This window comes from Pseudomonas sp. RIT357 (assembly GCF_000632245.1).
Taxonomy (GTDB): domain Bacteria; phylum Pseudomonadota; class Gammaproteobacteria; order Pseudomonadales; family Pseudomonadaceae; genus Aquipseudomonas; species Aquipseudomonas sivasensis.
In genome coordinates this window covers 37,056-61,036 of the sequence record NZ_JFYX01000010.1, presented here as the reverse complement: position 1 = coordinate 61,036, position 23,981 = coordinate 37,056, and the positions used below count along the sequence as shown (strand labels likewise).

Annotated in this window: 24 protein-coding genes; 7 read left to right on the top strand and 17 right to left on the bottom strand. The window is 59.6% G+C overall.

Annotation, left to right across the window (positions count from 1 at the left end):
• Positions 1 to 60: 60 nt before the first annotated feature.
• Entirely contained in the window at positions 61 to 498 is a 438-nt protein-coding gene (locus tag BW43_RS18785) for a DUF3995 domain-containing protein (RefSeq protein ID WP_032885797.1), read from the bottom strand.
• A 91-nt stretch (positions 499 to 589) separates the two neighbouring features.
• On the opposite strand from BW43_RS18785, the gene BW43_RS18790 reads away from it, so the two are divergent.
• A complete protein-coding gene (locus tag BW43_RS18790; protein WP_032885796.1) occupies positions 590 to 979 on the top strand; it encodes a DUF2946 domain-containing protein in 390 nt (129 codons plus the stop codon).
• 95 nt (positions 980 to 1,074) lie between these two features.
• A complete protein-coding gene (locus BW43_RS18795) occupies positions 1,075 to 3,201 on the top strand; it encodes a TonB-dependent siderophore receptor (protein WP_032885795.1) in 2,127 nt (708 codons plus the stop codon).
• A 68-nt stretch (positions 3,202 to 3,269) separates the two neighbouring features.
• Here BW43_RS18795 and BW43_RS18800 read toward each other — a convergent pair whose 3' ends face one another.
• Positions 3,270 to 4,271, bottom strand: coding sequence for an ABC transporter substrate-binding protein (locus tag BW43_RS18800; RefSeq protein WP_032885793.1), 1,002 nt, complete (start codon positions 4,269 to 4,271; stop codon positions 3,270 to 3,272).
• Positions 4,272 to 4,403: 132 nt separating this feature from the next.
• Positions 4,404 to 4,853, bottom strand: a complete 450-nt coding sequence (locus BW43_RS18805) for a hypothetical protein (protein ID WP_032885792.1) — start codon at positions 4,851 to 4,853, stop codon at positions 4,404 to 4,406.
• A 420-nt stretch (positions 4,854 to 5,273) separates the two neighbouring features.
• Between BW43_RS18805 and BW43_RS28250 the strand changes: the two genes are divergently transcribed.
• The 3 genes from BW43_RS28250 (at position 5,274) to BW43_RS18815 (ending at position 6,194) form a co-directional block, all read left to right on the top strand.
• A complete protein-coding gene (locus BW43_RS28250) occupies positions 5,274 to 5,540 on the top strand; it encodes a hypothetical protein (protein WP_163033237.1) in 267 nt (88 codons plus the stop codon).
• 114 nt (positions 5,541 to 5,654) lie between these two features.
• Positions 5,655 to 5,885: a hypothetical protein gene (locus BW43_RS18810; RefSeq protein WP_032885791.1), complete on the top strand. Its 231-nt coding sequence runs from the start codon at positions 5,655 to 5,657 to the stop codon at positions 5,883 to 5,885.
• 72 nt (positions 5,886 to 5,957) lie between these two features.
• Positions 5,958 to 6,194 carry a DUF2789 domain-containing protein gene (locus BW43_RS18815; protein ID WP_032885790.1) on the top strand — a complete coding sequence of 79 codons (237 nt, stop codon included), beginning with the start codon at positions 5,958 to 5,960 and terminating at the stop codon, positions 6,192 to 6,194.
• A 57-nt stretch (positions 6,195 to 6,251) separates the two neighbouring features.
• On the opposite strand, the gene BW43_RS18820 is transcribed toward BW43_RS18815, so the two are convergent.
• The 13 genes from BW43_RS18820 to iolC all read right to left on the bottom strand — a co-directional run bounded on the left by BW43_RS18820 (position 6,252) and on the right by iolC (position 21,582).
• Positions 6,252 to 7,484 (bottom strand): methyl-accepting chemotaxis protein, encoded by a 1,233-nt coding sequence (locus tag BW43_RS18820; RefSeq protein ID WP_371260699.1) that lies wholly within the window; start codon positions 7,482 to 7,484, stop codon positions 6,252 to 6,254.
• A gap of 546 nt (positions 7,485 to 8,030) precedes the next feature.
• Positions 8,031 to 8,435 carry a TraR/DksA C4-type zinc finger protein gene (locus BW43_RS18825; protein WP_010564800.1) on the bottom strand — a complete coding sequence of 135 codons (405 nt, stop codon included), beginning with the start codon at positions 8,433 to 8,435 and terminating at the stop codon, positions 8,031 to 8,033.
• A 381-nt stretch (positions 8,436 to 8,816) separates the two neighbouring features.
• Positions 8,817 to 9,839, bottom strand: coding sequence for an ABC transporter permease (locus tag BW43_RS18830; RefSeq protein ID WP_032885788.1), 1,023 nt, complete (start codon positions 9,837 to 9,839; stop codon positions 8,817 to 8,819).
• Positions 9,840 to 9,897: 58 nt separating this feature from the next.
• Positions 9,898 to 11,451: a sugar ABC transporter ATP-binding protein gene (locus BW43_RS18835; protein ID WP_032885787.1), complete on the bottom strand. Its 1,554-nt coding sequence runs from the start codon at positions 11,449 to 11,451 to the stop codon at positions 9,898 to 9,900.
• Positions 11,452 to 11,516: 65 nt separating this feature from the next.
• Complete coding sequence (locus BW43_RS18840; protein WP_032885786.1) at positions 11,517 to 12,452, bottom strand: sugar ABC transporter substrate-binding protein; 936 nt, start codon at positions 12,450 to 12,452, stop codon at positions 11,517 to 11,519.
• A 48-nt stretch (positions 12,453 to 12,500) separates the two neighbouring features.
• Positions 12,501 to 12,677 carry a hypothetical protein gene (locus BW43_RS28925; protein ID WP_163033238.1) on the bottom strand — a complete coding sequence of 59 codons (177 nt, stop codon included), beginning with the start codon at positions 12,675 to 12,677 and terminating at the stop codon, positions 12,501 to 12,503.
• A 128-nt stretch (positions 12,678 to 12,805) separates the two neighbouring features.
• Positions 12,806 to 13,834, bottom strand: coding sequence for a Gfo/Idh/MocA family oxidoreductase (locus BW43_RS18845; RefSeq protein ID WP_032885785.1), 1,029 nt, complete (start codon positions 13,832 to 13,834; stop codon positions 12,806 to 12,808).
• A 135-nt stretch (positions 13,835 to 13,969) separates the two neighbouring features.
• The gene (locus BW43_RS18850) at positions 13,970 to 14,980 is read right to left on the bottom strand and encodes a Gfo/Idh/MocA family protein (RefSeq protein ID WP_032885784.1); all 1,011 of its coding nucleotides are present in this window, start codon (positions 14,978 to 14,980) and stop codon (positions 13,970 to 13,972) included.
• 19 nt (positions 14,981 to 14,999) lie between these two features.
• Positions 15,000 to 16,931: a 3D-(3,5/4)-trihydroxycyclohexane-1,2-dione acylhydrolase (decyclizing) gene (iolD, locus tag BW43_RS18855; protein WP_032885782.1), complete on the bottom strand. Its 1,932-nt coding sequence runs from the start codon at positions 16,929 to 16,931 to the stop codon at positions 15,000 to 15,002.
• A 10-nt stretch (positions 16,932 to 16,941) separates the two neighbouring features.
• Positions 16,942 to 17,757: a TIM barrel protein gene (locus BW43_RS18860; RefSeq protein ID WP_032885781.1), complete on the bottom strand. Its 816-nt coding sequence runs from the start codon at positions 17,755 to 17,757 to the stop codon at positions 16,942 to 16,944.
• 24 nt (positions 17,758 to 17,781) lie between these two features.
• Positions 17,782 to 18,570: a 5-deoxy-glucuronate isomerase gene (gene iolB, locus BW43_RS18865; RefSeq protein WP_032885780.1), complete on the bottom strand. Its 789-nt coding sequence runs from the start codon at positions 18,568 to 18,570 to the stop codon at positions 17,782 to 17,784.
• A complete protein-coding gene (gene iolE / locus BW43_RS18870; RefSeq protein WP_032885779.1) occupies positions 18,567 to 19,460 on the bottom strand; it encodes a myo-inosose-2 dehydratase in 894 nt (297 codons plus the stop codon). Before iolE ends, iolB begins: the two co-directional genes overlap by 4 nt.
• A 184-nt stretch (positions 19,461 to 19,644) precedes the next feature.
• Positions 19,645 to 21,582 carry a 5-dehydro-2-deoxygluconokinase gene (gene iolC, locus BW43_RS18875; protein ID WP_032885777.1) on the bottom strand — a complete coding sequence of 646 codons (1,938 nt, stop codon included), beginning with the start codon at positions 21,580 to 21,582 and terminating at the stop codon, positions 19,645 to 19,647.
• On the opposite strand from iolC, the gene BW43_RS28760 reads away from it, so the two are divergent.
• Entirely contained in the window at positions 21,581 to 21,784 is a 204-nt protein-coding gene (locus tag BW43_RS28760) for a hypothetical protein (RefSeq protein WP_143499427.1), read from the top strand. The two genes, iolC and BW43_RS28760, sit on opposite strands and share 2 nt — an antisense overlap.
• An 82-nt stretch (positions 21,785 to 21,866) precedes the next feature.
• Positions 21,867 to 22,775, top strand: a complete 909-nt coding sequence (locus BW43_RS18880; protein ID WP_032885775.1) for a MurR/RpiR family transcriptional regulator — start codon at positions 21,867 to 21,869, stop codon at positions 22,773 to 22,775.
• A gap of 223 nt (positions 22,776 to 22,998) precedes the next feature.
• Here the strand turns inward: BW43_RS18880 and BW43_RS18885 are convergent, their stop codons facing one another.
• Positions 22,999 to 23,904 carry a hypothetical protein gene (locus tag BW43_RS18885; protein ID WP_032885773.1) on the bottom strand — a complete coding sequence of 302 codons (906 nt, stop codon included), beginning with the start codon at positions 23,902 to 23,904 and terminating at the stop codon, positions 22,999 to 23,001.
• Between the last annotated feature and the right edge of the window lie 77 nt (positions 23,905 to 23,981).

The following is a 23,981-nucleotide window of genomic DNA, read 5'->3' as shown; positions in this document are numbered from 1 at the left end:
GGTTCAAAACTGGTACTTCATCCAGTCATGATCCAGGGATCTGAAAAAGCGATCCGTCCATCACCCCCACGCCACCACCAACAACCCTACCCCCAACGCCAGGCACAAAGGCGAATAAAACCACGTGTCCATACTCGCAAACCGCGACCCACTGACTTTCTTGAAAAACCCGACCAACTCCGAGTCCCCAATCGCCCTGGCAAACATCACCAAGGCAATCGCGCTGATCCCCCACTGCAATGCCCCATGGGACACTGGCGAGAAATAAAGCCCAGCCCGAAGACACACGAGCAGCGCAATCGCCACCAGCCCCATCGCCACCAGAAAAGTGCCCAATGCCGACGGTTTAAACGCCGGGCGTGGCCCGCTGGCGAATTCGCCGGGGAGTTGGGGGATGGCGGCGAGGCTACCGAGTTTGCCTCCCGCCGCCCAGTACAGGTGGACCATGCTGATGCAGGTAAAAATGCCGACAATCCACCGCGCGATGACAAAGCTCATGGCTGGCTCTCCTTAAAGGTGCGAAACAGGATAGTCGCCCAGAGATTTTTTGCAGGCATTTCGTCGGCAGCTGATGCTAAAGTGCCGCCCCATGAAATTCGCCCGTGCCGACCGCTCGCTCATTGCCTGGATGCTGTATTGCTGCGTCCTGTTCAATGTGTTCGTCTGCAGTATTGGTCATGGGCAGATGGTGGGGATGAAGCTCAATGGCATCGGCGGTCAGTTCTGTACCGTGGACCCGCGTACCCAGGCGCCCCAGCCGTCCAACTCCACCGATGAGAACCTGCCCACGCTGTCCAAGGCGTTTGGTTGTCCGCTGTGCTCCTCCGGCGGGATGGGACCGGCGCTCAGTTCCAGCCTGAATGTGGCGGTGTTGCCGCAACCCCATGCGCCACCGCCGGCCATTGTGCTGGCCGCCGACATCCCTGCTCGCTTCACCTGGCCCGCGGCTAACCCGCGCGCGCCCCCTGCCTTCGCCTGATCCCTTCGCTTTCCGATCTGCACCGGCCACCGTTTTTCCAAGGAGATACGGACGGCTGTGCATTGCTTTCAAGCCAAGTTTTTCAGGATTCAACCATGAAACATTTACCCCTGTTGGCGGGCCTGTTCGGCTGCCTGCCTGTCTGCGCCTGGGCCATTGAGCTGGCCCCGACCACCATTGATGGAGAATCAACTGCCGAGCCTGGCCTGTCCCTGGATCAGTCCAGCGGCGTGGCTTCGCGCTTGGGATTGAGCGTGCGGGAAACCCCGGCGTCGGTGGCCATAGCCAATCGCAACGATATCGAGCGTCATGGCGCCAAGACCTTCCGCGATGCAGCCAACACCCTGCCCGGCGTCAACGCCAGCGCACCGCCGGGTTTCGGTGGGTTTGTGTCTTATCGTGGATTTACCAGCAGCCAGATCACCCAAATGTTCAATGGGATCAACGTCGCCACCGGCCTGGCGCGTCCCGTGGATGCGTGGATCTATGACCGGGTGGAACTGGTCGGCGGCCCCTCCTCCTTGATCAACGGCGCTGGCTCCGTGGGCGGCTCACTGAACTACGTCACCAAGTTAGCGACCCGTGAGGATCAAGCCGCCGAAGGCCAACTGACCTATGGCAGCTACGACACGGCCGGCATGGCTTTTGGCGTGAACCAAGCGTTGACCGAACCGGGTGCCGAGGTGCAGCACTATGCGCGCCTGGATGTCAGCCGCAATACCAATCACAGCTACATCGACCGCGCTCAGCGCGATGCCTGGAGCCTGGCGTTTTCCCTGCTCAGTGACCTCACTCCCGACCTGTCACACACCCTGGCCCTGGAGTATCAGGATGAACACGAAGACAGCCCGTATTGGGGTACACCGGTGCTCAACCCCAAGGCAGGCGAGCTGAAGATCGACACACACAACCGCTTCAACAACTACAACGTGGCAGACGGTCGTTATGAACAGCGCACGCTGTGGGCACGCTCGATCATCGACTACCGGATCAACGACAGCACCACGCTGAAAAACACCCTCTACCACCTCGACAGCCAGCGCGACTACCGCAACCTGGAGACCTACCAGTACACCACCAATAACAGCGCGGTGAACCGGTCCACAGCCTACCAAGTGCGCCATCAAGGCGAACAGAACGGCAACCAGTTCGAGCTGCGCCATGACGACAGCCTGTTCGGCCTGTCGACCACTTGGTCCGGCGGCTTTGAGTACAAGGTCAACAGCACCACCAGCACGCCCTGGAATATGCCGGGTAACAGCACGGTGGATCCAAACGACTTCAATCCCGGGCACTTCTACGACATCCCGCGAACCCAGGAAAAGTTCGGTAAGGACAAGACTAATGAAGTCACCACCAAAGCACTGTTCGTGGAAAACCGACTGGGCCTAACCGATAAACTCTCGCTGCTCAGCGGCCTGCGTTACGACGCCATCGATCTGGATGTGACCAACCACCGCGTTGTCACGGCTACTAACCCACGGCACTTCAAGCGCCGTTGGGAGCCAGTGACAGGCCGCGTGGGCCTGACGTACCAGTTCATCCCCTCAGCCAATGTCTACGTGCAATACAGCACCGCCGCCGAGCAGCCCACTACCACCACTCAGGTGTTCGACGTCTCGACCGGCAAGCAGTGGGAAGTGGGCAGCAAGTTTGACTACTTGGACGGGCGTGGCTCGGCGACCGTGGCCGCCTACAGGATTGAGCGCAAGGATTTTGCCGTCACCGACCCACAGGACCCGACCACCAGCATCCCGGTCGGCGCGCAGTCGTCCAAGGGCATCGAGTTGGCGAGTTCGCTGCGCATCACACCAAAGCTTCTGGCAGAGGGCAACTTCGCCTGGGTGGATGCGGAGTACGACGAGTTCAACGAGAAAATCGCCAGCGGCGCAGTGGTTTCGCGTAAAGGCAACACGCCGACCAACGTGCCCAAGCGCGTGGGGAATGTGTGGATGACTTATGATTTCGCCGAGGACTGGCAAGGCGGCGTGGATGCGCGGTATGTCGCCGAGGTGTACGCAGATAATGCCAACACGATGACCGTCCCTGCCTACACCCTGTTCGGGACGTTCCTGCGCTACAACGTGGATGCGCACACGTCGGTGACTGGGCGGGTGCGCAACTTGACCAATGAGGTGTATGCCGAGTTTGCGCATGTATCGCCGGCTTACTACCTCGGTTCGCCGAGGACCTTTGAAGTGGCGGTGCAAACCAAGTTCTAAACAGCAACGTGTTCACAATGTGGGAGGTGCGGTGCGACGATTCGGCTTGCTCCCTCCCACATTACGGATCATTTCAGGCTGGCTTCAACTTTCCCCGCCACATCCTCCGTCAACCAAGCCTTCCACACTTCAGGGTGTTCTTTCATAAACGCCTGAGCCACGTCACGTGGCGGTGTGTGGTTCTCGCTCATGGTCGCCAAGGCTTTGTTCAGCGGCTGAATCGGAAACTCGACCTTCTCGAAAAACGCCGCAATCTGCGGGTGTTCCTTCTGGAACGGAGTAGACACACCGATGCTCAACTTGGACGCCAAAGACCGCGTAGGCTTCGGATCAGGATTATCCGCATCCGTCAGCGTTTTCCAGGCCTCGGCATCGAACGGTGGTTCTTCCAGCTGGATCAACTTATAGCGGCCCATCAAGGGCGTCGGCGACCAGTAGTAGAACAGCACCGGCTTGCCACGGCGGATCGACGAGGCAATTTCGGCATCCAGTGCCGCCCCCGAACCACTGCGAAAGTTCACATAACTGTCGTCAAGGCCATAGGCCTTGAGCTTCTGCTTGTTGACCACTTCCGAGGTCCAGCCGATGGGGCTGTTAAGGAAGCGTCCTTTGCCTGGGGATTCCGGGTCTTTGAACACGTCCTTGTAACGAGCCAGGTCTTTTACGCTTTTAAGGTCCGGTGCCAGAGGCTTGATGCCTTTGGCGGGATCGCCCTTGACCACGTATTCCGGCACCCACCAACCCTCGGTGGCACCTTTGACCGTATCGCCCAGGCCGACAACCTTGCCTTCGGCCTCGGCCTTCACCCACACCGGGCTGCGCCCTGCCCACTCTTCGCCGATGACCTGAATGTCGTTCTTGGCCAGGGCGGTTTCCAGCGTAATAGTGGTACCGGGCAAGGTGTCGGTGGGCAGGTCGTAACCCTTCTCGACAATCACCCGCAGTATTTCGGTGATCAGGCTGCCGCTTTCCCAGTTCAGGTCGGCAAAGTGTACCGGCGCCTGCGCGGCCGAGACAGACAGACTCAGGGCCGTAAACGACGCAGCCAACAGCGTTCTCAATCCTTTCATGCCCTTGCACCTCGCGATATCGCAGCAAACAGCGGACGGCTTTGCTGCTATGCGCGAAGCCTCTGAATAGTTAAGTCAACTCAACTGTAGTAGAGGTTCCGGGAGATAGGAGATGTTCGCAGTATTTGTTGGCTATTCGCTGGCCTTGAACGTTACCAGCTCACCCTTGCGCCATTTGGCGGCCTTGCCGGTCACGGCTTTGAGGGTTTTGGTCAGGCCTTCCTGCAGTTGTTCATTGGCCGCAAACACCAGCATCACGCTATGGCCTTCCTTGAAGACGATGCCGTGACCTTCGGCCGTCGACACAAAGGCATAGTCGCCCAGGCCATACACCGTCAACTTGATGTCGCGGAACTTGAGTTCGAACTTGCCACCTTCGCGACTGGGCAATACCGCGGCACGAAAATGGTCACCCACCTTGAGTTCCAAGCGCGGCTTGTCATCTACGACCATCGCCGCTTCCGTGTCTATTTCGGCGATATAGATGCCTTCCGGCGTCTGCTCAGTGATGTAAACGAAACGGGATTGAAACTGTTTGACCAACTTTGCGCGCAAATCACCCAGCACGAACAACGCGTGCATATCCAGATTACTGACTGCCAAGGAAACGCCCCCACATCGAAAAGAGCGCTGTCCGCCAGAGCGGGCAGCACAAAAAAACGGCCATCTCGGCTCGATCACACAACACAATCATAGAAAAAACTGAAGAAGATCTCGCGGCTGCGCTCCAGGAGACTAGTGCAGACGCACACGATGGGCCTCATGCAAGGTCATCGCGAATCGCAGGAGATCACAGGTTCAATAACCAGAGAATACTGGTCGACCCGCTTCAGAAAATAACACTATTAAAAACGCAGTTTCCGACAGCGTATACAAACAAAAAACGCCTCGGCGTGGAACCAGACGCCAACTGCCGACGACAATACTAAAACAGCAACACAGGTTAAAACCACCTGTAACGCTGCTGCTGGGTCAACAAAGATCGATCGACAGGAGCTGACCATGCAACGACGCCAATACAACGCTATGCCTTCCAGCACTCGTTCATCATGGCAGGACGAACATCCATACTACTGCTTGCACAGTCCCAACGGGTACCCTCAATCAGTTCTTTACCAAGTAGTACCCGCCGGAAGAAACTTCTTTCATATCCGCGAAGTGACCAGCGGCAGGATCAAAGGCTTTCGCAGCGACCACATCGAGGCCTGTGAACTGGCCAAGCGGCTGGAGGCCTCCCTGCTCGGGGGGATCGTTTCGTCACCCGGATGACTTTACTGCGCCGCCACCCCTCAACAACTGCCATACTGGCCTGTCCATTGAAATTGGCCCCGTTCGGGTCGGGTTTCATCAGTGCAGTTGGTTACCTCGAAGGGAAGGCTATACGTGACGGAATTTGATATTGGCGAATTTTTCATCCACGGCGACGCAAGGGAAGTAGACGGTGAGTTTCAAGCAGTGATCGTGATGCGCGCCAAGCCACCGTTGACCACTGTCACCACGCATCAGGTGGAAAAGGACCGTTGGTTCAAGACGCTGGATTCCGCCGCCATCGCTGGAAAAGAATCCGCCCAGGCGCTCAAGACTGCGGTGGATTCAGGCGCGCTGACCTCCTGACAATCCGATCGAACTCTACCGCGCCACAAGCCTCCCATGCATAACCATCCAGAAACCTGCAGGGAGACCGATATGGACGCGCCAATACCTACACTCGAAACGTTATTCGAACAACTGGGCCTGGACTCGTCGCCGCAAGCCATCGACGCCTTCATTGTCGCGCACCCGCTGAGTGACGACGTGAAGTTGATCGACGCACCGTTCTGGACGCCGCAACAGGCTCAGTTTCTGAAGGAAGAACTGCGTGAAGACGCTGACTGGGCCATCCCCGTAGATGAGCTCAACCAGCGCCTGCATCAACCGCAGTAACCCACTCGACGCAGGCGGCCTGCGGCTCGCAGGCGCTTGCCCTACCTGTAACTGTGCCTAACGCACAGCCTTCGCCGCCTCCGGCTTATAGCCCAGACGCAAGCCACCCCAATGCCGCCCACGGACCATGATAGGTACCGACAAATCGTGCATCAACTCGCCGGTATCGCGGGTGTAGGTCTGCAACAACACCGCTTGTTGATGGCTGCCGCAACGAATCCCGGTGCGGTCGTCGAACTTGCGCTTGGTGCGATTCTGCACCGCGTCTACTTGGGTATCACCGGTCAGCGCCTGGGAAAACGCGTTGTTGTGGGTCGGCACATAGCCTTGGGGCGTGCAGGCAATCGCAAACACTAACCCTTCGTGACGTGGCAGCAGCGCTTCCTGAATCGCCGGCAACACCTGGTCGGTATAACCGTCGAACCGCGTGTGGTACTTGCTCGGGCTGGTTTTGGGGATCAGCGTGTAGCTGCGGTCGAACAGGTCGTCCAGGCTGATGCGGTTTTGCTGCACATCCGCCTCGAACTGCTCGGCAATGCGGCCAGCCCCCTCCCGCGCCAGGTCGTAGACACGCTGGTGATAGTCATCGAGCCCGACCTCGGCGAGGCGCTCGCTGATGGTTTCCGCCTGCCCTTCCATTTGCACAGCGGCGTCGGCCAATTGGCGGGTTTGCTGGTCGCTTATATCCAGGTCGCTGCGCATCTGTTCAACGGCGTGGAATAGGCTGTCGAGTTGGGCGCGGTTGGTGTCGGCGCCCTGGGCGATCTCATTGACCTGCCCTTCCACATCCGCTGCCAGGCTGGCGATGCTGTGAAGTTGTTCGCCAGCCTGCTCCACCTGCTCGACACCGGTGTGCAAGTCCGCCGACAGCTGGCGAATCTGCTCCACCACCTGAGCCGTGCGCTGCTGGATATCCGCCACCATCAACCCAACTTCATCGGTGGCGGTGGCCGTACGACCGGCCAGGCCACGCACTTCGTCCGCCACCACGGCAAACCCGCGCCCATGCTCGCCCGCCCGCGCCGCTTCAATGGCGGCGTTAAGCGCCAGCAGGTTGGTCTGGCTGGCGATGGACTGGATCACCAGGGTGACGCGCTGGATTTCTTCGCTGCGCTGGCTCAAGGCCTCGATCAACTCGCGGCTGGCATTGGCACGTTGGCTGAGCTGGTGCATGCGGATGATCGACTGGGCCAGAACTTCACGACCTTCGGTGCTGCGCTGATGGGCTTGGCTGGCAGCATCCAAAGCCTCGCGGCTCAGTTGGGAAGTGACTTTTTCGGTGCCGATCATCACTTCGGCACTGCTGACAATCTGCTTGGCGGCGCTCAATTGCGATTGCACGCGCGCAGCCAGCTGCTTGACCGAATACGCCACTCCGGCGGCGGACAGTGCGTTATGGCTGGTGGTATAGGACAGGTCGCGGGTCAGCTCGCCTATCGCATCGACGGCGGCAGACTGCTCGATCACAGGCTTGGGACTTTTCAGGCGGGGCAACCAGATGACCAGCAAGGCCAGTGGCAGGCAGAGGTACAGCGGCAGGCTGGCATAAGCAAGGCCCAGCAGTACCAGCACCAGGGCAGTGCTCTGCAAGAGCGGCATCAACCAGCCGGGCAACCCGCGCACCACCGCTTGGGGTGGCACTGCTGCGCCCATCAGAGTTCCGTCTCCAGCCATCTTCATTACCCCACTGCTTGTCGTTATTGTGTCTGCATTTAACGCCACTATCGGGCCATTATCCATGGGCCTTTAGTGGGGTGGGCTGCAGCAGATCAATAGACGGGCGTAACGGGGGTCTTTCTCTGGGGAACCGCGCGGGCGGCCCCCAGCTTCACCGCATCAGGCTTGGCGCTGATGCTTGTCGATCTGCTCGTGGCGCTCTTGCGCTTCGATGCAGTACTTGGTGGTCGGGCTGATCAACAGGCGCTTGAGGCCGATAGGCTCACCGCTGTCATCGCACCAGCCAAAGGAATCTTCCTTGATGCGTTCCAGTGCACGCTCAAGCTGCGGCAGCATGCGCTGGTCGCGGTCGATGGCGTTTACCAGCCAGGTGCGCTCTTCTTCAACGGAAGCGGCGTCGGCCGGGTCAGCCGGAGTGTCCAGGCTTTCAATGGCGATACGGTTCTGTTCAATGCGCTCGTGGTGCTCCACTTTCATGTCTTGCAGCAATTGCTCAAAAAAAGCGTGCTGTTCGGCATTCATGTAGTCATCCGCCGGCATGGCCAGCAACTTTTCCTTTGTCATTGATTTCTCTATAAAAAATACGTGCATTAAGGCGAATAAGGGAGCGTTCCGGCCGACCTCTGCAGGTCTCGGAAGGGCGCCATCCATTCCAAGCGCCACCCGGCACTCAATTTACGAGGGGCGGCAGTCTAAGGCCGACTTGAGGGCGCAGCAACTGAAAAGACAGGCATTTTTACCGATACAACCCCAAAAGGCACCAGGACGGGCTTGGCGAATGGTTATCGGAGTGCGTTTATAGCAAGAAATTCAGTGTTGTGGAGCTATATAGAAGACAAACGGTTGAAACAGACTGTTGATGATTAAATGTGGGAGGTGCGGTGCGACGATTCGACTTGCCCTCAGTCAAATCGTCGCACCGCACCTCCCACAGTTTGTACCGCGTCAGCGTTTGAGTTTGCGTTTGTTGCGGTACTGGTCGATCACCACCGCCACCACGATGATCAAGCCTTTGATGATGTCCTGGATATACGCATCCACCCCCACAAAGGTAAACCCGCTGGCCATCACCCCAAGGATAAGCGCGCCGATCACCGTACCGGTAATACGCCCTACCCCGCCCGCCAGGCTGGTGCCGCCGATGACCGCTGCCGCAATCGCGTCCAGCTCATAAGACATGCCCATGCCCGCCTGCCCCGTGGCGGCGCGTGCCGAAGCCACCACACCTGCCAGGCCTGCCAGGAGGCCGGCGATGCTGTAGACGATGATCAGGTGACGCTTGACGTTGATCCCCGAGGTCCGCGCCGCCTGCATGTTGCCGCCGATGGCGTAGGTGTACTTGCCGTACTTGGTGTAGCGCAGGGCGATATGGAAGATTACCGCCACCACCAGGAAGATGATCACCGGCATCGCGCCATGACCAATAGCCGTGTACGAGTCCGAGAGCATGCTCACCGGCTGGCCTTCCGTGTAATAACGCGCCAGACCACGGGCCGAAACCATCATGCCCAGTGTCGCGATAAACGGCGGGATACCGGTGACAGCAATGATGCTGCCGTTGATCGCCCCTGCCAGCAGCCCCACACCCAACCCCATCGCCACCGGAATCCACACGGGCAGATCGGTCAGCGACGGGAACACCGCCCGGGAAAAGTCAGAAGTCTGAGCCAAACTGGCGGCAATCATCGCCGACAGCGCCAGCACCGAGCCCGAAGACAGGTCGATCCCCGTGGTGATGATTACCTGCGTCACCCCGATGGCCAGCAGGCCGATGATCGATACTTGCAGGATCATCAGCACCAGCCGCTGGGAGTTCATCAAAAAGCTCTGGTCACGCACGATCCAGCCGAACAACTCAAACACCAGCCCGATGCCGATCAGCACGAGGAAGATACTCAGCTCGGTGGGCAGTCGCCGCCGGTTCTTGACCGGTGCCGTGGCAGGCTTGTTGTCTGTTATCGCGTTCATAGCCAATCACCTTCTTATTCTATGGTGCGGACCAACCGCAGGCCCGCACGGCTGTTCGTCAGTGGACTACGGTCATACCGGAGGCCAACTGCATGACTTTTTCCTGGGTCGCATCCGCACGGTCCAGGGTGCCCATCAGTTCACCCTCGTGCATCACCATCACCCGGTCGCTCATGCCCAGCACTTCAGGCAGCTCCGAGGAAATCATGATCACCGCCATGCCTTCGCTGGCGAGGAAGGAGATCAGGCGATAAATCTCGGCCTTGGCACCGACGTCGATGCCTCGGGTCGGCTCATCCAGGATCAGCAACCGCGGATTGGTCATCAACCACCGGGCGAGCAAGGCTTTCTGCTGATTGCCACCGGATAAGGTGTCGATGCACTGCTCAAGAGACGGGGTTTTCACCCGCAGCTTCTTGCACATGTCTTCGCACAGCGCACGCAGGGCTTTCTGCTGGATAAAACCGTTACCCGAATAGTGCGGCAGTACCGCCATCTCCATGTTTTCCAGCACCGACAGGCACGGGAACAGGCCGCTGAGCTTGCGGTCCTCAGTCAGCAGCGCAAAGCCTTTCTCGATGGCCATGTGCGGGTCGGTAATGCGTACCGGCGCGCCATCCAGGGTGATCTGCCCGCTGCTGCTTGGGGTGATGCCAAAGATGGTTTCCGCCACGTTGGTACGGCCCGAGCCCATCAACCCGGCAATACCGAGGATCTCGCCAGCATGCAGGTCGAAGGAGACGTCCTTGAACACGCCATCCAGGGTCAAGTCGCGCACCGACATCAGCAATTCGCCGATAGGCGTCTCGCGCACCGGGAACAGCTGGCTCAGCTCGCGCCCCACCATCATCGAGATCAAGCTGTCGCTGTTCATGCTGTCGGCACGTTGCAGGCCGATGTAATGGCCGTCGCGGAACACCGCCACTTCATCGGCGATGGCAAACACTTCGTTCATTTTGTGCGTGATGTAGACGATGCCTTTGCCCTGCGACTTGAGGTCGGCAATGATCGAAAACAGGTGGGCCACTTCCTTTTCGGTAATGGCCGAAGTCGGCTCATCCATGATCAGGATGTCGGAGTCGTAGGACACGGCCTTGGCAATCTCGACCATCTGCCGTTCGGCGATGCTCAGGTTACCCACGTGTTCCTCGGGGTCCAGGTTGATGCGCAGGCGCGCCAGCAACTCGGCGGTGCAGCGGTGCATTTCGCGGTGGTTGACCATGTGCAGGCTGTTGAGCTGCTCGCGGCCGATCCAGATGTTTTCGGCGATGCTCATATGGGGCATCAGGTTGAGTTCCTGGTGGATCATCGCGATCCCGGCTTTCTGGGCCGCCAGGGGTGTTTCAAAGACGATGGGCTTGCCGCGCAGACGGATTTCGCCAGCATCCGGCTGATAGATACCGGCGATGATTTTCATCAAGGTCGATTTACCCGCACCATTCTCGCCCATCAGCGCCAGCACCGTGCCGGGGCGCACACGCAGTTGTACGTCGGCCAAGGCGACGACGCCGGGAAAGCCTTTGCTGATGTTGACGATTTCCAGCAGGTAGGGTTCTTCCTGCGCCAGCGGCTGGATACCGGGAGGCTGCGAGACAACGGCTTGAGCGAGCATAGGGAGGTACTCCATCAGCAGGGCGGGCACGACCGCCCTGCCGGTTCATTGTTGTTATGTCTGGGCTACTTGAACTTGGCGACGTTTTCCGGAGTGATCAGTTGGAACGGGATGATCACGTTCTGCTCGACCGGCTCTTTCTTGGCCATCTTGCGCGCCGCTTCCACCGAGCCCACCGCCTGGCCCTTGGCGTCCTGGAACGCAGAGGCGGCCATGTCACCCTTGGTGATCGCATTCAAGCCGTCCGGCGTACCGTCGACCCCGGCGATCAGCACACTGCCTTTTTCCTTGCCAGCCGATTTCAAGGCCATGGATGCGCCGATCGCCATCTCATCGTTGTTGGCCAACACCGCGTTGAACTCGCGGCCTTGGGTCAGCCAGTCATTGACCAGGGTCATGCCTTTGTCCCGCAGCCAGATGCCGGTCTGTTCCTGTTCGATCTTGATGTCCGGGTACTTGGCCAACACTTCCTTCACGCCCTTGGTGCGATTGGTGGTGGAGTTGTTCGCCAGGTCGCCCAGCAGGATCACGATCTTGCCCTTGCCGCCGAGTTTTTCAGCGATGTACTGCATTTGCAGCTTGCCGGCCTCGACGTCATCGGAGGTTACGGCCACTACGTCCTTGGGCAGGTCTTTCTGGTCCGGACGGCGGTTGACGAACACCAGCGGGATGCCCGCCTTGGTCGCGGCGTTGATGATGTTTTTGGTGGAAGCCGTGTCGACCGGGTTGACGATGATGGCGTCGACTTTCTGACTGATAAAGTTCTCGACCTGGCTCAGTTGCTTGACCACATCGGCGCGGGCGTCTTCGAACTGCAACTGCACGCCGTCGCCCTTGGGATAGGACTTGGCTTGCTTATCCATGTCTTCGCGCAGGTAAGTGAGGAAGGTGTCATCGAACGCGGACATGCTCACGCCGTCCTTGATGTCGGCGGCGCTAGCAAAACCGCTGGCCAGCATCATGGATAAAGCCAGCGCGGTAAAACGGATCGGGGTCTTCATGAACGGTCTGTCTCCACTTTCTTGTTGGTTTTTTGGACGTTGCGTTTATCAGAGCTCGGCGGGCAGTCGAACGACCGGGGCGCCAGGAATGCAGCAGACCAGCGCGCCTTGGTTTTCGACGCACAGCACATTAAGGAAGGAGAAGTAGAACGGCCGGGCGCGGGGCAGACCGCGGGGCGTGTGGGCAGGGCGTAAAACTCGCAGTACAGCGTTGAAGATTTTCATCTGACGGTACCTGGTTGTTTTTGATCTTGTTTTTGTTGAGTCGCCGGGGTCGAGCCCAAGACGTACTTTATGCAACCTGGAAAAGACTTTATTGGAAAATAATTTCCATATCAACCTGTTTTAGAATTTTATTCTATTTTTGTTGAAACCACCTGCTGACGCTCGGCGCTCAGGCGTGCGGCGTCCAATATACGGGTGGTTTCCAGCGCGTCATAGGCATCTACCGGCAAGGGTCCCTGCCCTTGCACGGCCGCTTGCAGTTGCCGGTAAAACTGCGTCCAGCAGCCCTTTTCTGAAGGCACCCGTTCACGCTCATCACCTTGCTCAAACCAGCCCCAGCGGCGGTGCTCCTCGGCGCCCCAGTGCTCGCCTTCGGTTTTCGGCGATTTGCCCGCCATCAGCGCTTCTTCCTGGCCATCCAGCCCGTCCACCGTGTAACAACCCAAGGTGCCACTCACCCGAAAGCGCGGGGCCTGGCTGTTTTGCAGGGCGTTGCCCCAGAGATGGGAAATAACCCCGTTGGCATGGGTCAGGGAGACGAAGAAACCGTGGTCGACGCTGGGGTGTTCGGCGGTGTAGTGCAATTGTGCGAACACCCGGTCCACCGGGCCAAACAATTGCAGCGCCTGGTCCACCAGATGACTGCCCAGATCACGCAGCCAACCCCCGCCACTGGCATTGCCCACCGCTTGAGGGCTGAAGCGTTCCACGCGGGATTCGAAACGAGTGATGGTGCCCAGTGCACCGGCGTCGATGAGCTTGCGCAAGGTCAGATAATCCGAGTCCCAGCGCCGGTTCTGGTAGACGCTGAGCAACACTTCATGGCGTTCGGCAGCGGTGATCAGCGCCTGGGCCTGTTCGGCGTTGGCGGCAAAGGGTTTGTCGCTGACCACCGCCACACCGTGTTCGATGGCTTCCAGCACCAGCGCCGGGCGGCCCTTGAGGGTGGTGGAAATGACCAGCGCATCGACACCGGCTTCGACGATCTGGCCAATGCTGTCAAAGGCCTTCACACCTGGAAGATCAGTACTTAATTGCTGGCGCCGCTCTGGTGAGCGCGTCACCACGCCGACAAACGTCGCACCCGGCAAAGTCGCAATCAGCGGCGCATGAAAAAAGCGCCCTCCGTGGCCGTAGCCGACTAGTCCGATTCGCATGATCAACTCCTGAGTTGAATTGGAAACCCAATCAACTGTGGGAGGGGGCTTGCCCCCGATAGCGGTGGATCAGAAACAAATTTATTGCTGACCCACCGCTATCGGGGGCAAGCCCCCTCCCACATTGACCGAGTGTTAGCCGTAGAAGTGCGGACGATCCGGCAAGCTCACCTTCACAATCTGCTCACTGCCCTGCGCCTCAATACACGCATCCGCTGCCACCGCCGCCGCAAACCCATCCCACGCCGACGGCCCACCGACCTGCCCAGCGCGCACGCTATCAATGAAGGCCTGCAACTCCACGTCATAGGCACCGATAAAACGGTCCTTCCAGTCCATCAAAATTGCGTTCGACAGTTTGGCACCGCTGCGCAATTGCACTTGTGAAGGCTCCGGCAATTTGGCGATGCCGGTCTCCCCTACCACTTCGCACTGGATGTCGTAGCCGTACTGGCAGTTCACAAACACTTCCACATCGATACGGGTGCCCTTGGCGGTTTCCAGCAGCACGATCTGCGGGTCACGCAGGTGGGCCAAGGCCTTGCTGGTCTTGCGTGGAAACACCACTTGCACTGATACGTAGTCGTCGTTGAGCAACCAGCGCAGCACGTCCAACTCGTGGATCAGGGTGTCGGTGATCGCCATATCGGTCTTGTAGTTCTCGCCCACCGTCGGGTTGCGGTGCGCGCAATGCAGCATCAACGGCTCGCCGATCTGGCCGCTGTCGATCACGGCCTTGAGGGCGCGATAGCCTTCGTCATACGGGCGCATGAAGCCCACCTGCACCAGGCGCTTGCCGTGGGCCACTTCGGCCTCGACGATCTTGCGGCAGCCTTCGGCAGTCACCGCCAGCGGCTTTTCACAGAACACCGGCTTGCCGGCGGCGATGGCCGCGAGCACGAATTCTTCATGGCTCGGGCCCCACGAGGTCACCAGCACCGCTTCCACCTGCGGCGAGTTGATCAGCGCGTGGCCGTCCGGATACACCTCGGCGTCCAGCTTCAACTCCGCAACCACCTTGGCGGCCTGCTCAAGGTTGATATCGGTCACCGCCACCACCTGGCTGTTGAGCAAGGTCTGGCTGCAACGACGAATATGGTCGCGGCCAATGGCGCCGGTACCGATCACTCCAAGCTTCAAAGACATACAAACACTCCTCTTGTTATTAGTACTGCCGGGCCTTCGCCAGGTGTTCATTGAGTTTTTTCGCCGCTGCGTTGGTGCGCTCACTGGTGGAAACCTGCGCCACGCCTACCCGCCACCACGACAGGTAGCCGTGGATCATGGTCTTGGGCAGCACTTTGATGTCGATCAGGGTCGAGACGGTTTGCGTGCGCGCATCGGCCAGGGCCGCTTCAAGCTGCTCCACGGTGCTGACCTTGTAGGTCTTGCAGCCGTAGGCCGCCGCACTCATGGCGAAATCCACCGGCACCAGGCCACCGTCGAGCTTGCCGCTCTCGGGGTTGCGGTAGCGGAATTCGGTACCGAAGCTGTCCATGCCATTGCCGATCTGCAGGTTGTTGATGCAGCCGAAGGCCATGTTGTCCAGCAGCACTACGTTGATCTTGCGTCGCTCCTGGATGGAGGTGGCCAGCTCCGAGTGCAGCATCATGTAGGAGCCATCGCCGACCAGCGCGTAGACCTCTTTGGTCGGCTCGGCCAGCTTCACGCCCAGCGCAGCATTGATCTCGTAGCCCATGCACGAGTAGCCGTATTCGACGTGGTAGGTGTTGACGCCCTTGCTGCGCCAGGCGCGCTGCAAGTCGCCAGGCAAACTGCCGGCGGCGGCCACGATGATCGCGTCATCGGCCAGGGTTTGATTGAGCACGCCGAGTACGCGACTTTGGGTCAGGCACGAGCCAGTCAGCTCGATAAATTCGCGCAGTACAGCGCGGTCCAGGTGGTCATCGACCTCAGGCACAAAGTCATCACCCTGGTATTCCACCTGGTGCACACGGTCCACTTCGGCGTCCAACTGCGCCTTGGCCTCACTGATCTGCGAGCCCCAACCGGAGCGATAATCGCCGAGGGCATCGGCCAGCGCTTGCAGGGCCAATTTGGCATCGGCCAACACCTGCACGCCGTCCAGCTTCAAGGCGTCGGCGGGGCTGATATTCAAGTTGAGAAACGTCACCTCGCCATGTTTGAACAGTGACTTGGATGAGGTGGTGAAGTCGGTATAGCGGGTACCGATACCGATGATCAAGTCGGCCTCTGGCGCCAGCAGGTTGGCGGCCAGGCAGCCGGTTTCACCGATACCGCCCACGTTCAGCGGATGGCTTGAGACCACCGCACTTTTGCCCGCCTGGGTTTCAGCGAACGGAATATCAAAACGCTCGGCAAACGCCTGCAACGCAGCATTCGCGCCGGAGTACTTTACGCCGCCGCCACAGATAATCAGCGGCTTGCGCTTGCCTCGGAAAGCCGCCAACGCATCGCCAATCATCGAGGCGGTGGCCGGACGGCGGTCGATACGGTGCACGCGTTTTTGCAAGAAATAATCAGGGTAGTCCCAGGCTTCGGCCTGCACATCCTGAGGCAGCGCCAGGGTTACCGCGCCGGTTTCAGCAGGGTCAGTGAGCACGCGCATGGCGTGAATTGCGGCGGTCATCAGTTGCTCAGGACGGTTGATACGGTCCCAGTATTTGCTCACCGAGCGGAACGCGTCGTTGGTACTGATGCTCAGGTCGTGGAACTGCTCGATCTGTTGCAACACCGGGTCGGGCTGGCGGCTGGCGTAGACATCACCGGGCAACAGCAGCAACGGGATACGGTTGGCGGTGGCGGTCGCCGCAGCGGTCAGCATATTCGCCGCGCCAGGGCCGACAGAGGCGGTGCACGCGTAGATCTTGCGGCGCAGGTGCTGCTTGGCAAAACCGATGGCGGCGTGGGCCATGCCCTGCTCGTTGCGGCCCTGGTGCACCACCAAATCGCCGCTGTCCTGCTCCAGCGCCTGGCCGAGGCCCAACACATTGCCGTGGCCGAAAATGGTAAACACGCCGGCGACAAACTTGCTCTGCACGCCATCAACTTCGATGTATTGGTTATCCAGGAACTTCACCAGGGCCTGGGCCATGGTCAGTCGTGTTGTGGTCATGTCGCGCCCCTTAACGATTTTGCAGGTGGGCGATGCTTGCCCCCAACGCCTGCTGTATATCCGCCAACTCATGCACGCTTGTGGCAAATGGCTCGAACGACAGGTAGCCGCTGTAACCGGTGCTGAGCAACGTGTCGATCTGTGCGGCATTGCCGAGGATGTCGCCCTCGCCGACCAGCACGCGGTGGCCGTCGCGGATCGAGTTGAGCGGCGCCTCGGCATCTTCCACGCCGGAGATATGCACCAGGCCGGTCAACTCCGGGAAGAACTCATGTTCATTGGCCAAGTGGTGGTGGAAGGTGTCGTGCACCACGCGGAACACATCCAGGCCGCCAATGGACTTGATTGCGTCCACCGCCACACGCTTGCGGCGCAGGGCAGACTCTTCGAAGCCCAGGGGTTCGACGAAACCGAGAATCCCGTACTCGCGCAGGATCGGCGCCAGCTCACTCAATGCAGTGCGCAAACCGGCGGCGCGCTGGGCATCGTTGCGCGTGTCGCCCGGTTCATTGAGCGGGCACATCACCAGGCCTTGGGCGCCGCATTCACGGGCGTAGGTAGCGAGTTTGATCGCCTGGGCGCGGCGCTCGTCGTTCCACACATCAAAGGGGTACAGCGCGTTGATCGACAGCACCGTAATGCCCTGCACCGCGCATAACTCACGCACGCGACTGGCCGGGGTGCCGTATTCGATTTCACGGTTTTTGAGGTCATTGCGAATTTCGATGGCATCGCACTGGAGCGCCGCCGATAATTGGATGAAATCCGGCAGGGACAGGTTGGGCGCGACCATGCGGTTCAGGGCAAAGCGTAGAGGCGACTTCATTGTTGTTCTCCGTCTAGAACCGTTTTAAAGGTCAAGCAGCCAACTGTGCTGCGGGTCGTTGTGGAAATGCCAGGCGCGCTTGGGGCCGGCCATGACGTTCAGGTAATAAGACTCGTAGCCGTACGGCACACTGACCGGGTGATAGCCCTTGGGCACCACCACCAAGTCACTGTTTTCCACGGCCATGGCTTGGTCGATGCTGCGGTCGTCGGTGTAGACCCGCTGGAACACAAAACCCTGGGGCGGGTTGATCTGGTGGTAGTAGGTCTCTTCAAGAAAGCTTTGGTGCGGCAGATCGTCGGTGTCGTGCTTGTGCGGCGGGTAGCTCGACGAATGACCCGACGGCGTGCGTACTTCCACCACCAGCAGCGAATGGGCCGGTGAGGTGTCGGGCAGGATGTCGCACACGTAACGGGTGTTGGCGCCTTTGCCACGTACGCTGCGCTTGCAGTCTTGCGGGCGGATCAGGCGCGGTTCGTAACCGCCGGCACCGGGAGCAGCGCAGACGGCAATTTGTACGTCGCTCAAGGCGGCGACCTGGGCATCGGTGCCCGGCGGCAAGTAGGCGGCGAACGGGGACTTTTCCTCGAACACTGACTGGCGATCACCAAGGTTCTGCCAGTTGAAGCCCTCGCCGTCGATATTCACCCGACCGCTGAGCAGCACCAGGCACAGCTCTTTATCGCCGGCGCTGACCGGCAAGGTTTCACCGAGACTCAGACGGTAGGCTTTGAACCCTACGTATTCCAGACGCCCCTCTTCCAAGGCAACCACGGTTTGCCCGCGTTTGTTGCTTTTGACCAACAGACTCATTGTCCAACCCTCTCAGTGAGAAGAGCACGCAAGGTGTCATAGCCCTTTTTCGCGTAGATATAGCTGGGCGCCACCGCCGGATCCTGCTCGGCTTCCACCACCAGCCAACCTTCGTATTTGGCGGCCAGCAGCACATCGAGCAACTCGGCAAAATCGATATCGCCATCGCCGGGCACGGTGAAAGTGCCGTTGACGATGCAGTCGGGGAAGCTCCACATCTGGTTGCGCGCCAGTTGCACCACCGGTTTGCGCACGTCCTTGAAATGCACGTGGCACACGCGGTCAATGTGTTTGCGCAGCACGTCGAGGGGTTCGCCGCCGCCCATGTAGCAGTGGCCCGAATCGAACAGCAGGCCGACTTCCGGCCCGGTGCGGCGCATCAACTCGTCGATGTCTTGCGGGGATTCGACGTACGCGCCCATATGGTGGTGGTACGCCAGTCGCACGCCTTGGGACAAGGTAAAACGCGCTAACTCAGTGAGCTTGTCGGCGTATTCCTGCCAGGCCTGCTCGCTATGAAAGCGCGGGCGTTCGATCAGGCGAATGCGCGAGCCCTGGATCGAATCGGCCACCTCGCCGTACACCAGCACCTTGGCGCCGTTTTGTTTCAGCAGTTCGACGTGGCCGGCAATGGCTTCGATTTCTTCAGCCACCGAGCGGCGCGCCAGACGGCTGGAATACCAGCCGGAGACCAGCGCTAAGTCATAGGGGCGCAATACGTCGCCGACGCCCTTGGCATCCTTGGGGAATTTGCCGTTAAGTTCGAAACCTTCGTAGCCGATTTCCTTACCTTCGCTCAGGGCAGTGCTCAGCGGAGTTTCACCGCCGAGGGCCGGAAGGTCGTCGTTACTCCAGGAGATCGGGTTGATGCCAATTCGGATTGCGGGCATGGCTGCACCTTTATTATTTTCAGGTATCACTGAGATCTGCTTTCTGCTTTATGTGGGAGGGGCTTGCCCCCGATAGCGGTAGTTCAGTTACAGAAGTGCTGTCTGACACTCAGCCATCGGGGGCAAGTCGAATCGTCGCACCGCCCCTCCCACATTGGATTGCATTTCAAATTAGGAACTGGGTTTAGCCTCGCGCACTGCGCCAGGCGTTGATCAATTGCTCAAAGGTCGCCTGTACCTGCTGAATCAACGTCTCATCATCAATCTCCCCCGCCATCCACAAACGGCTCGGTTCCTGGAAGATCGTGCGGCCCACGGCAAACCCACGGCAGGTGGTGCTTTGGCTGGCTTGCTGGAAGCCGTCAGCGAGAAACTCAGCCGAGGCATTCAAGCCCAGCAACACCACGCCACGGCAGTACGGGTCACGCTCCTGGATCAGCTCGTCGAGCTTTTTCCAGTCCTCGGCCGACTGCGCCTCTATTTTCCACCACGCCGGGTAGATGCCCAGGTTGTACAGGCGCTTGAGGCTGCGGTAGAGCGCGTCCGGGTAGGTGGACGGGTGATCCTTGGGCGGGATGACTTCCAGCAGCAATTCATGGCCGCTGACCAGGGACGCCTCGTACACCGCCTTGAGCTGGGCTTCCTGTTCCAGGCGCAGCAAGGGTTCGTCATCGGGGTGGAATTGCACCAGGCACTTGATGATCTGTTCCTGAGGCCAGGCAATCAGGTTGCTGCCAATCGAACGGCCATGCTCGAAAGCCAAGGGCCGCGAGTTCTGCACTTCCACCGGGCGGGCGATCCACCAGCCACGACCGCTGGCGGCGTTGAGCGCGTCCTGACCAAAACGCTGGTCGGCCAACAACCCCACATCGGCGGCAACGCCCTGCTCGGCGAGCTTTTTTTCCACGCGTTCGATGGCCTGGATAAACAGCTGCTTGATATCGCTGATGCGTGCTGGATCCTGGCCGCCTCTTTGCGCCAAGTCGACCAATTGCCAGCGGTGGTCAAAGGCGAAAATAAACAGTTGCTTCCATTGCTTGCGCGGCACGCTGACACGGTGCAGACGTTGCAGGGTCACGTCCTGGTCCGGCCGAGTGATCGGCACCGGGCTGTTGAACAGGTAATCAAGCTCGGCTGGCGTCGGCATGGCCGGAGCGCAAGCGTGGCGCGAGACCACCAGGCCGCCACAGGCATTGGCCAGTTGGCTGCAACGTTCGTCGCTGGCGTCATTGATCCAGCCGCTGAGAAAGCCCGACATAAATGCATCGCCGGCGCCCAGCACATTGAGCACTTCCACACGCACGCCAGGGTAGATCGCGCCGTCTTCCAAGCGCGCAGGAATCGCACCGTGGATGACCGTGCACCCCTGCGGTCCGAGCTTGACCACCAACGTGGCAGGCGTAAGTTCGCGCACGGTGCGCAGCGCGGTGAGCAGGTCTTCGCTGCCGCCAGCGATCAGGAATTCTTCTTCGGTGCCGACGATCAGGTCGAAACGCGGCAGGATTTTCTGCACATGCTGGCTGACATTCTGGTCCGCGACAAAACGCGTCTCGCCATCTGCCTTGCCTGCCAGGCCCCACAGCACAGGGCGGTAGTCGATATCCAACACGCGCTTGACGTTGTGCTTGGCCGCATAGTCCAGCGCTTGGATGCTGGCCTTGTACACACCGTCGGTGGAGAAATGCGTGCCGGTAATCAGCAGCGCTTTGCTGGAGGCAATAAAGGCTTCGCTGATGTCTTCGGCGCGCAGGGCCATGTCGGCGCAGTTTTCGCGGTAGAACACCAACGGGAAGGTTTCGCGGTCCTTGAGGCCCAGCAGCACCAGGGCAGTGAGCCGTTCCGGGTCGACCTTGATGCCGCTGACATCACAGCCTTCGCGGGCCAGGGATTCCACCAGGAAGCGACCCATATGATCGTCACCCACGCGGCTCAGCATCGCCGACTTAAGGCCTAACCGCGCAGTGCCGAAGGCGATGTTGGCGGAGGAACCGCCGAGGTATTTGGCGAAGCTGGACACGTCCTCAAGCCGCGCACCTACTTGCTGTGCGTAGAGGTCGACGCCCAGGCGCCCGAGGCAAATCAGATCCAATTGACGCCCACTGGCAAAACGAGTCTGGCCCATGCTGGCTCCTGTTATTTTTATCAGCCTGCGTGGTGCCGCCGTGGTGACGGCTCACGCTCTTGGTGAGAGCAGACTAGAACGTTCAGCGGGCTCAATCAATATTTATTCCAGAATTATTTTTAGTGGAATATTTTTTCCAATAAGCCAGCATAATGGCACCCTAGCCCGCGTGCATCGTTTCAGCAGCCCACCGGGGCCGTGATGCCGGGGTATTTTTTTGCGCCTACCCTGTAGACTTGCGCCACCCATCAGCGCATCAGACGAACACGCCAGAAGGATTGCCCATGTCCCGCACCGATCCCGAGACCACCCTGGAAGCCCCTCTCGCCAGCCCTCCGGTCAATGCCGAACGCCTGTTGCAGCTGATCACCGACGAATATGAAAGCCTGCCTCGGCAACTCAAGCGCATTGCCAGCTACATGAGCCAACAGAGCGACCGCATCATGGTCGACCGCATCAGCGACATCGCCCGCGAATGCGAAGTGCATCCCTCGGCGATCGTGCGGTTTTCCCAGCGTTTCGGCTTCAGTGGGTTCAGTGAAATGCAGGCACTGTTTCGCGAGGCCTACACCCACAAGACCACGCCGGTACAGAACTACCAGCAGCGCATTCGCAGCATGATTGCCAACAAATCCCAGAAGGCCAGCGGCGGCGACCTGGCGCGCGAATGCGTCAACGCCACGCTGTCGGGTATTGAGCGTCTGGGGCTGGAGTTGGATGACGTCGCGTTCGACAAAGCCGTGGACTTGGTGGTCAATGCCGACAATATCTATGTAGTAGGTGTTCGCCGTTCGTTCGCGGTGGCCGATTACTTGGTCTACAACCTGCAGCACACCAACAAGCGTATCCATCTGATCTCGGGTCTGGGCGGCAGCTACCGCGAGCAGATGCGCAGCGTGCGCGCCAATGATCTGGTGATCGCCATCAGCTTCACGCCCTACGGCAAAGAGACCCAGCACTGCCTGCGCATTGCGCAACACCACCAGGCAAAGACCCTGATCATCACCGACAGCAACCTGTCGCCCCTGGCCAAGCGGGCGAACGCAGTGTTGTTGGTGAATGAAGGCTCGTCGTTTGCCTTCCGCTCATTGAGCGCGACCCTCTGCCTGTGCCAGGCGCTGTTTATTGCGGTGGCGTATCGGTTGGAGTTGAAGGTGGACGAAATTCACGAGCAAGTCGGGTTCGACGACTGACTATCAAACACCGCAAAGCAAATGTGGGAGGGGGCTTGCCCCCGATGGCGTTGGAACAGTCGATGTTGCTGTCGACTGACACTTCGCTATCGGGAGCAAGCCCCCTCCCACAATGGACCGAGCTGGGTCCGGATCAGTGCATGAAAATCGCGATCAGGATGATCACCGGGATCGGCACGCCGAGGAACCAAAGCAGTAATGAGCGCATGTTGTTCTCCTTGAATTAACGAACGTAGTTTTCGGTTTCGACGTACACCACGGCATCGCGACGACGACCACCAAAGGTCGCAGCGAAGCTGGCAAAGAACGCACCGATCAACAGGGCAACAAAGGTCCAAAGCGAGGTGTAAGCGGCGACCTTGGCGGCGGTATCAGCAGCCTGTTTGGCTTTGAGCTTGGCGTCTTCGACGGCTTTACGGGCATCGCCGTAAACCTTGTCGATACGCGCTTCGGCGTCGGCCTGGCTGAGGTTGGTGCGCTGGCTGATCAACTGGGCCAGGTAGGCACGGTCTTCAGCGGCCAGTTGGCCGTCGTTGCTCAGGGTGCGGGTGAAGATGCGAGCGACTACGCCGTGGGCCGCGTCATCGCTGACGGCAACTGGGCGGTCATCGCGAAATAGGCTGTCGACGTAATAGTCGAAGTCGCCGCCGTTCACGCCTTTAGCCGCACTGCCCGCCGCTTGAGTGATTCCGCTGGCAGCACCCGCCGCCACGCTGGCACCGGCTTTGACGCCACCGCTGACAACACTGCTGACCGAACCGACCACCAGCACTGCGGTAACCAACGTGGCTACCGCCCAGGCCAGGAAGCCATGGGCTGTGTCGCGAAAGTACACCTCGTCGCCATGCATCCCGGCCCACTTCACACGTAACCGGCCGGCGATATAGCCACCCAAGCCGGACGCAACGATCTGGGTAAACGCCAGCCAGACAATGGTGGAAATGCCAAGCCCCTTGGCACTGATACCGCTATCGGCCCACGGCGACACCGCCGAAAAGCCCAGGCCGAAACCCAGCAGTACCAAAATCAGCGACAGCGCAGCTGCCGCCGCGGCCCCTGCAAAAATAGCCCCCCAGGAAACCCCGGAGAGCGTGCTCGACTCTTGCAGCGTGGATGAGGATGTGATCATTGTTGTTTTGCTCCCGGCAGGAAAAATAGTGTTACAAGTCTCAAAAGGGACAGTGCAGGCACCATGCCACCCGGCAA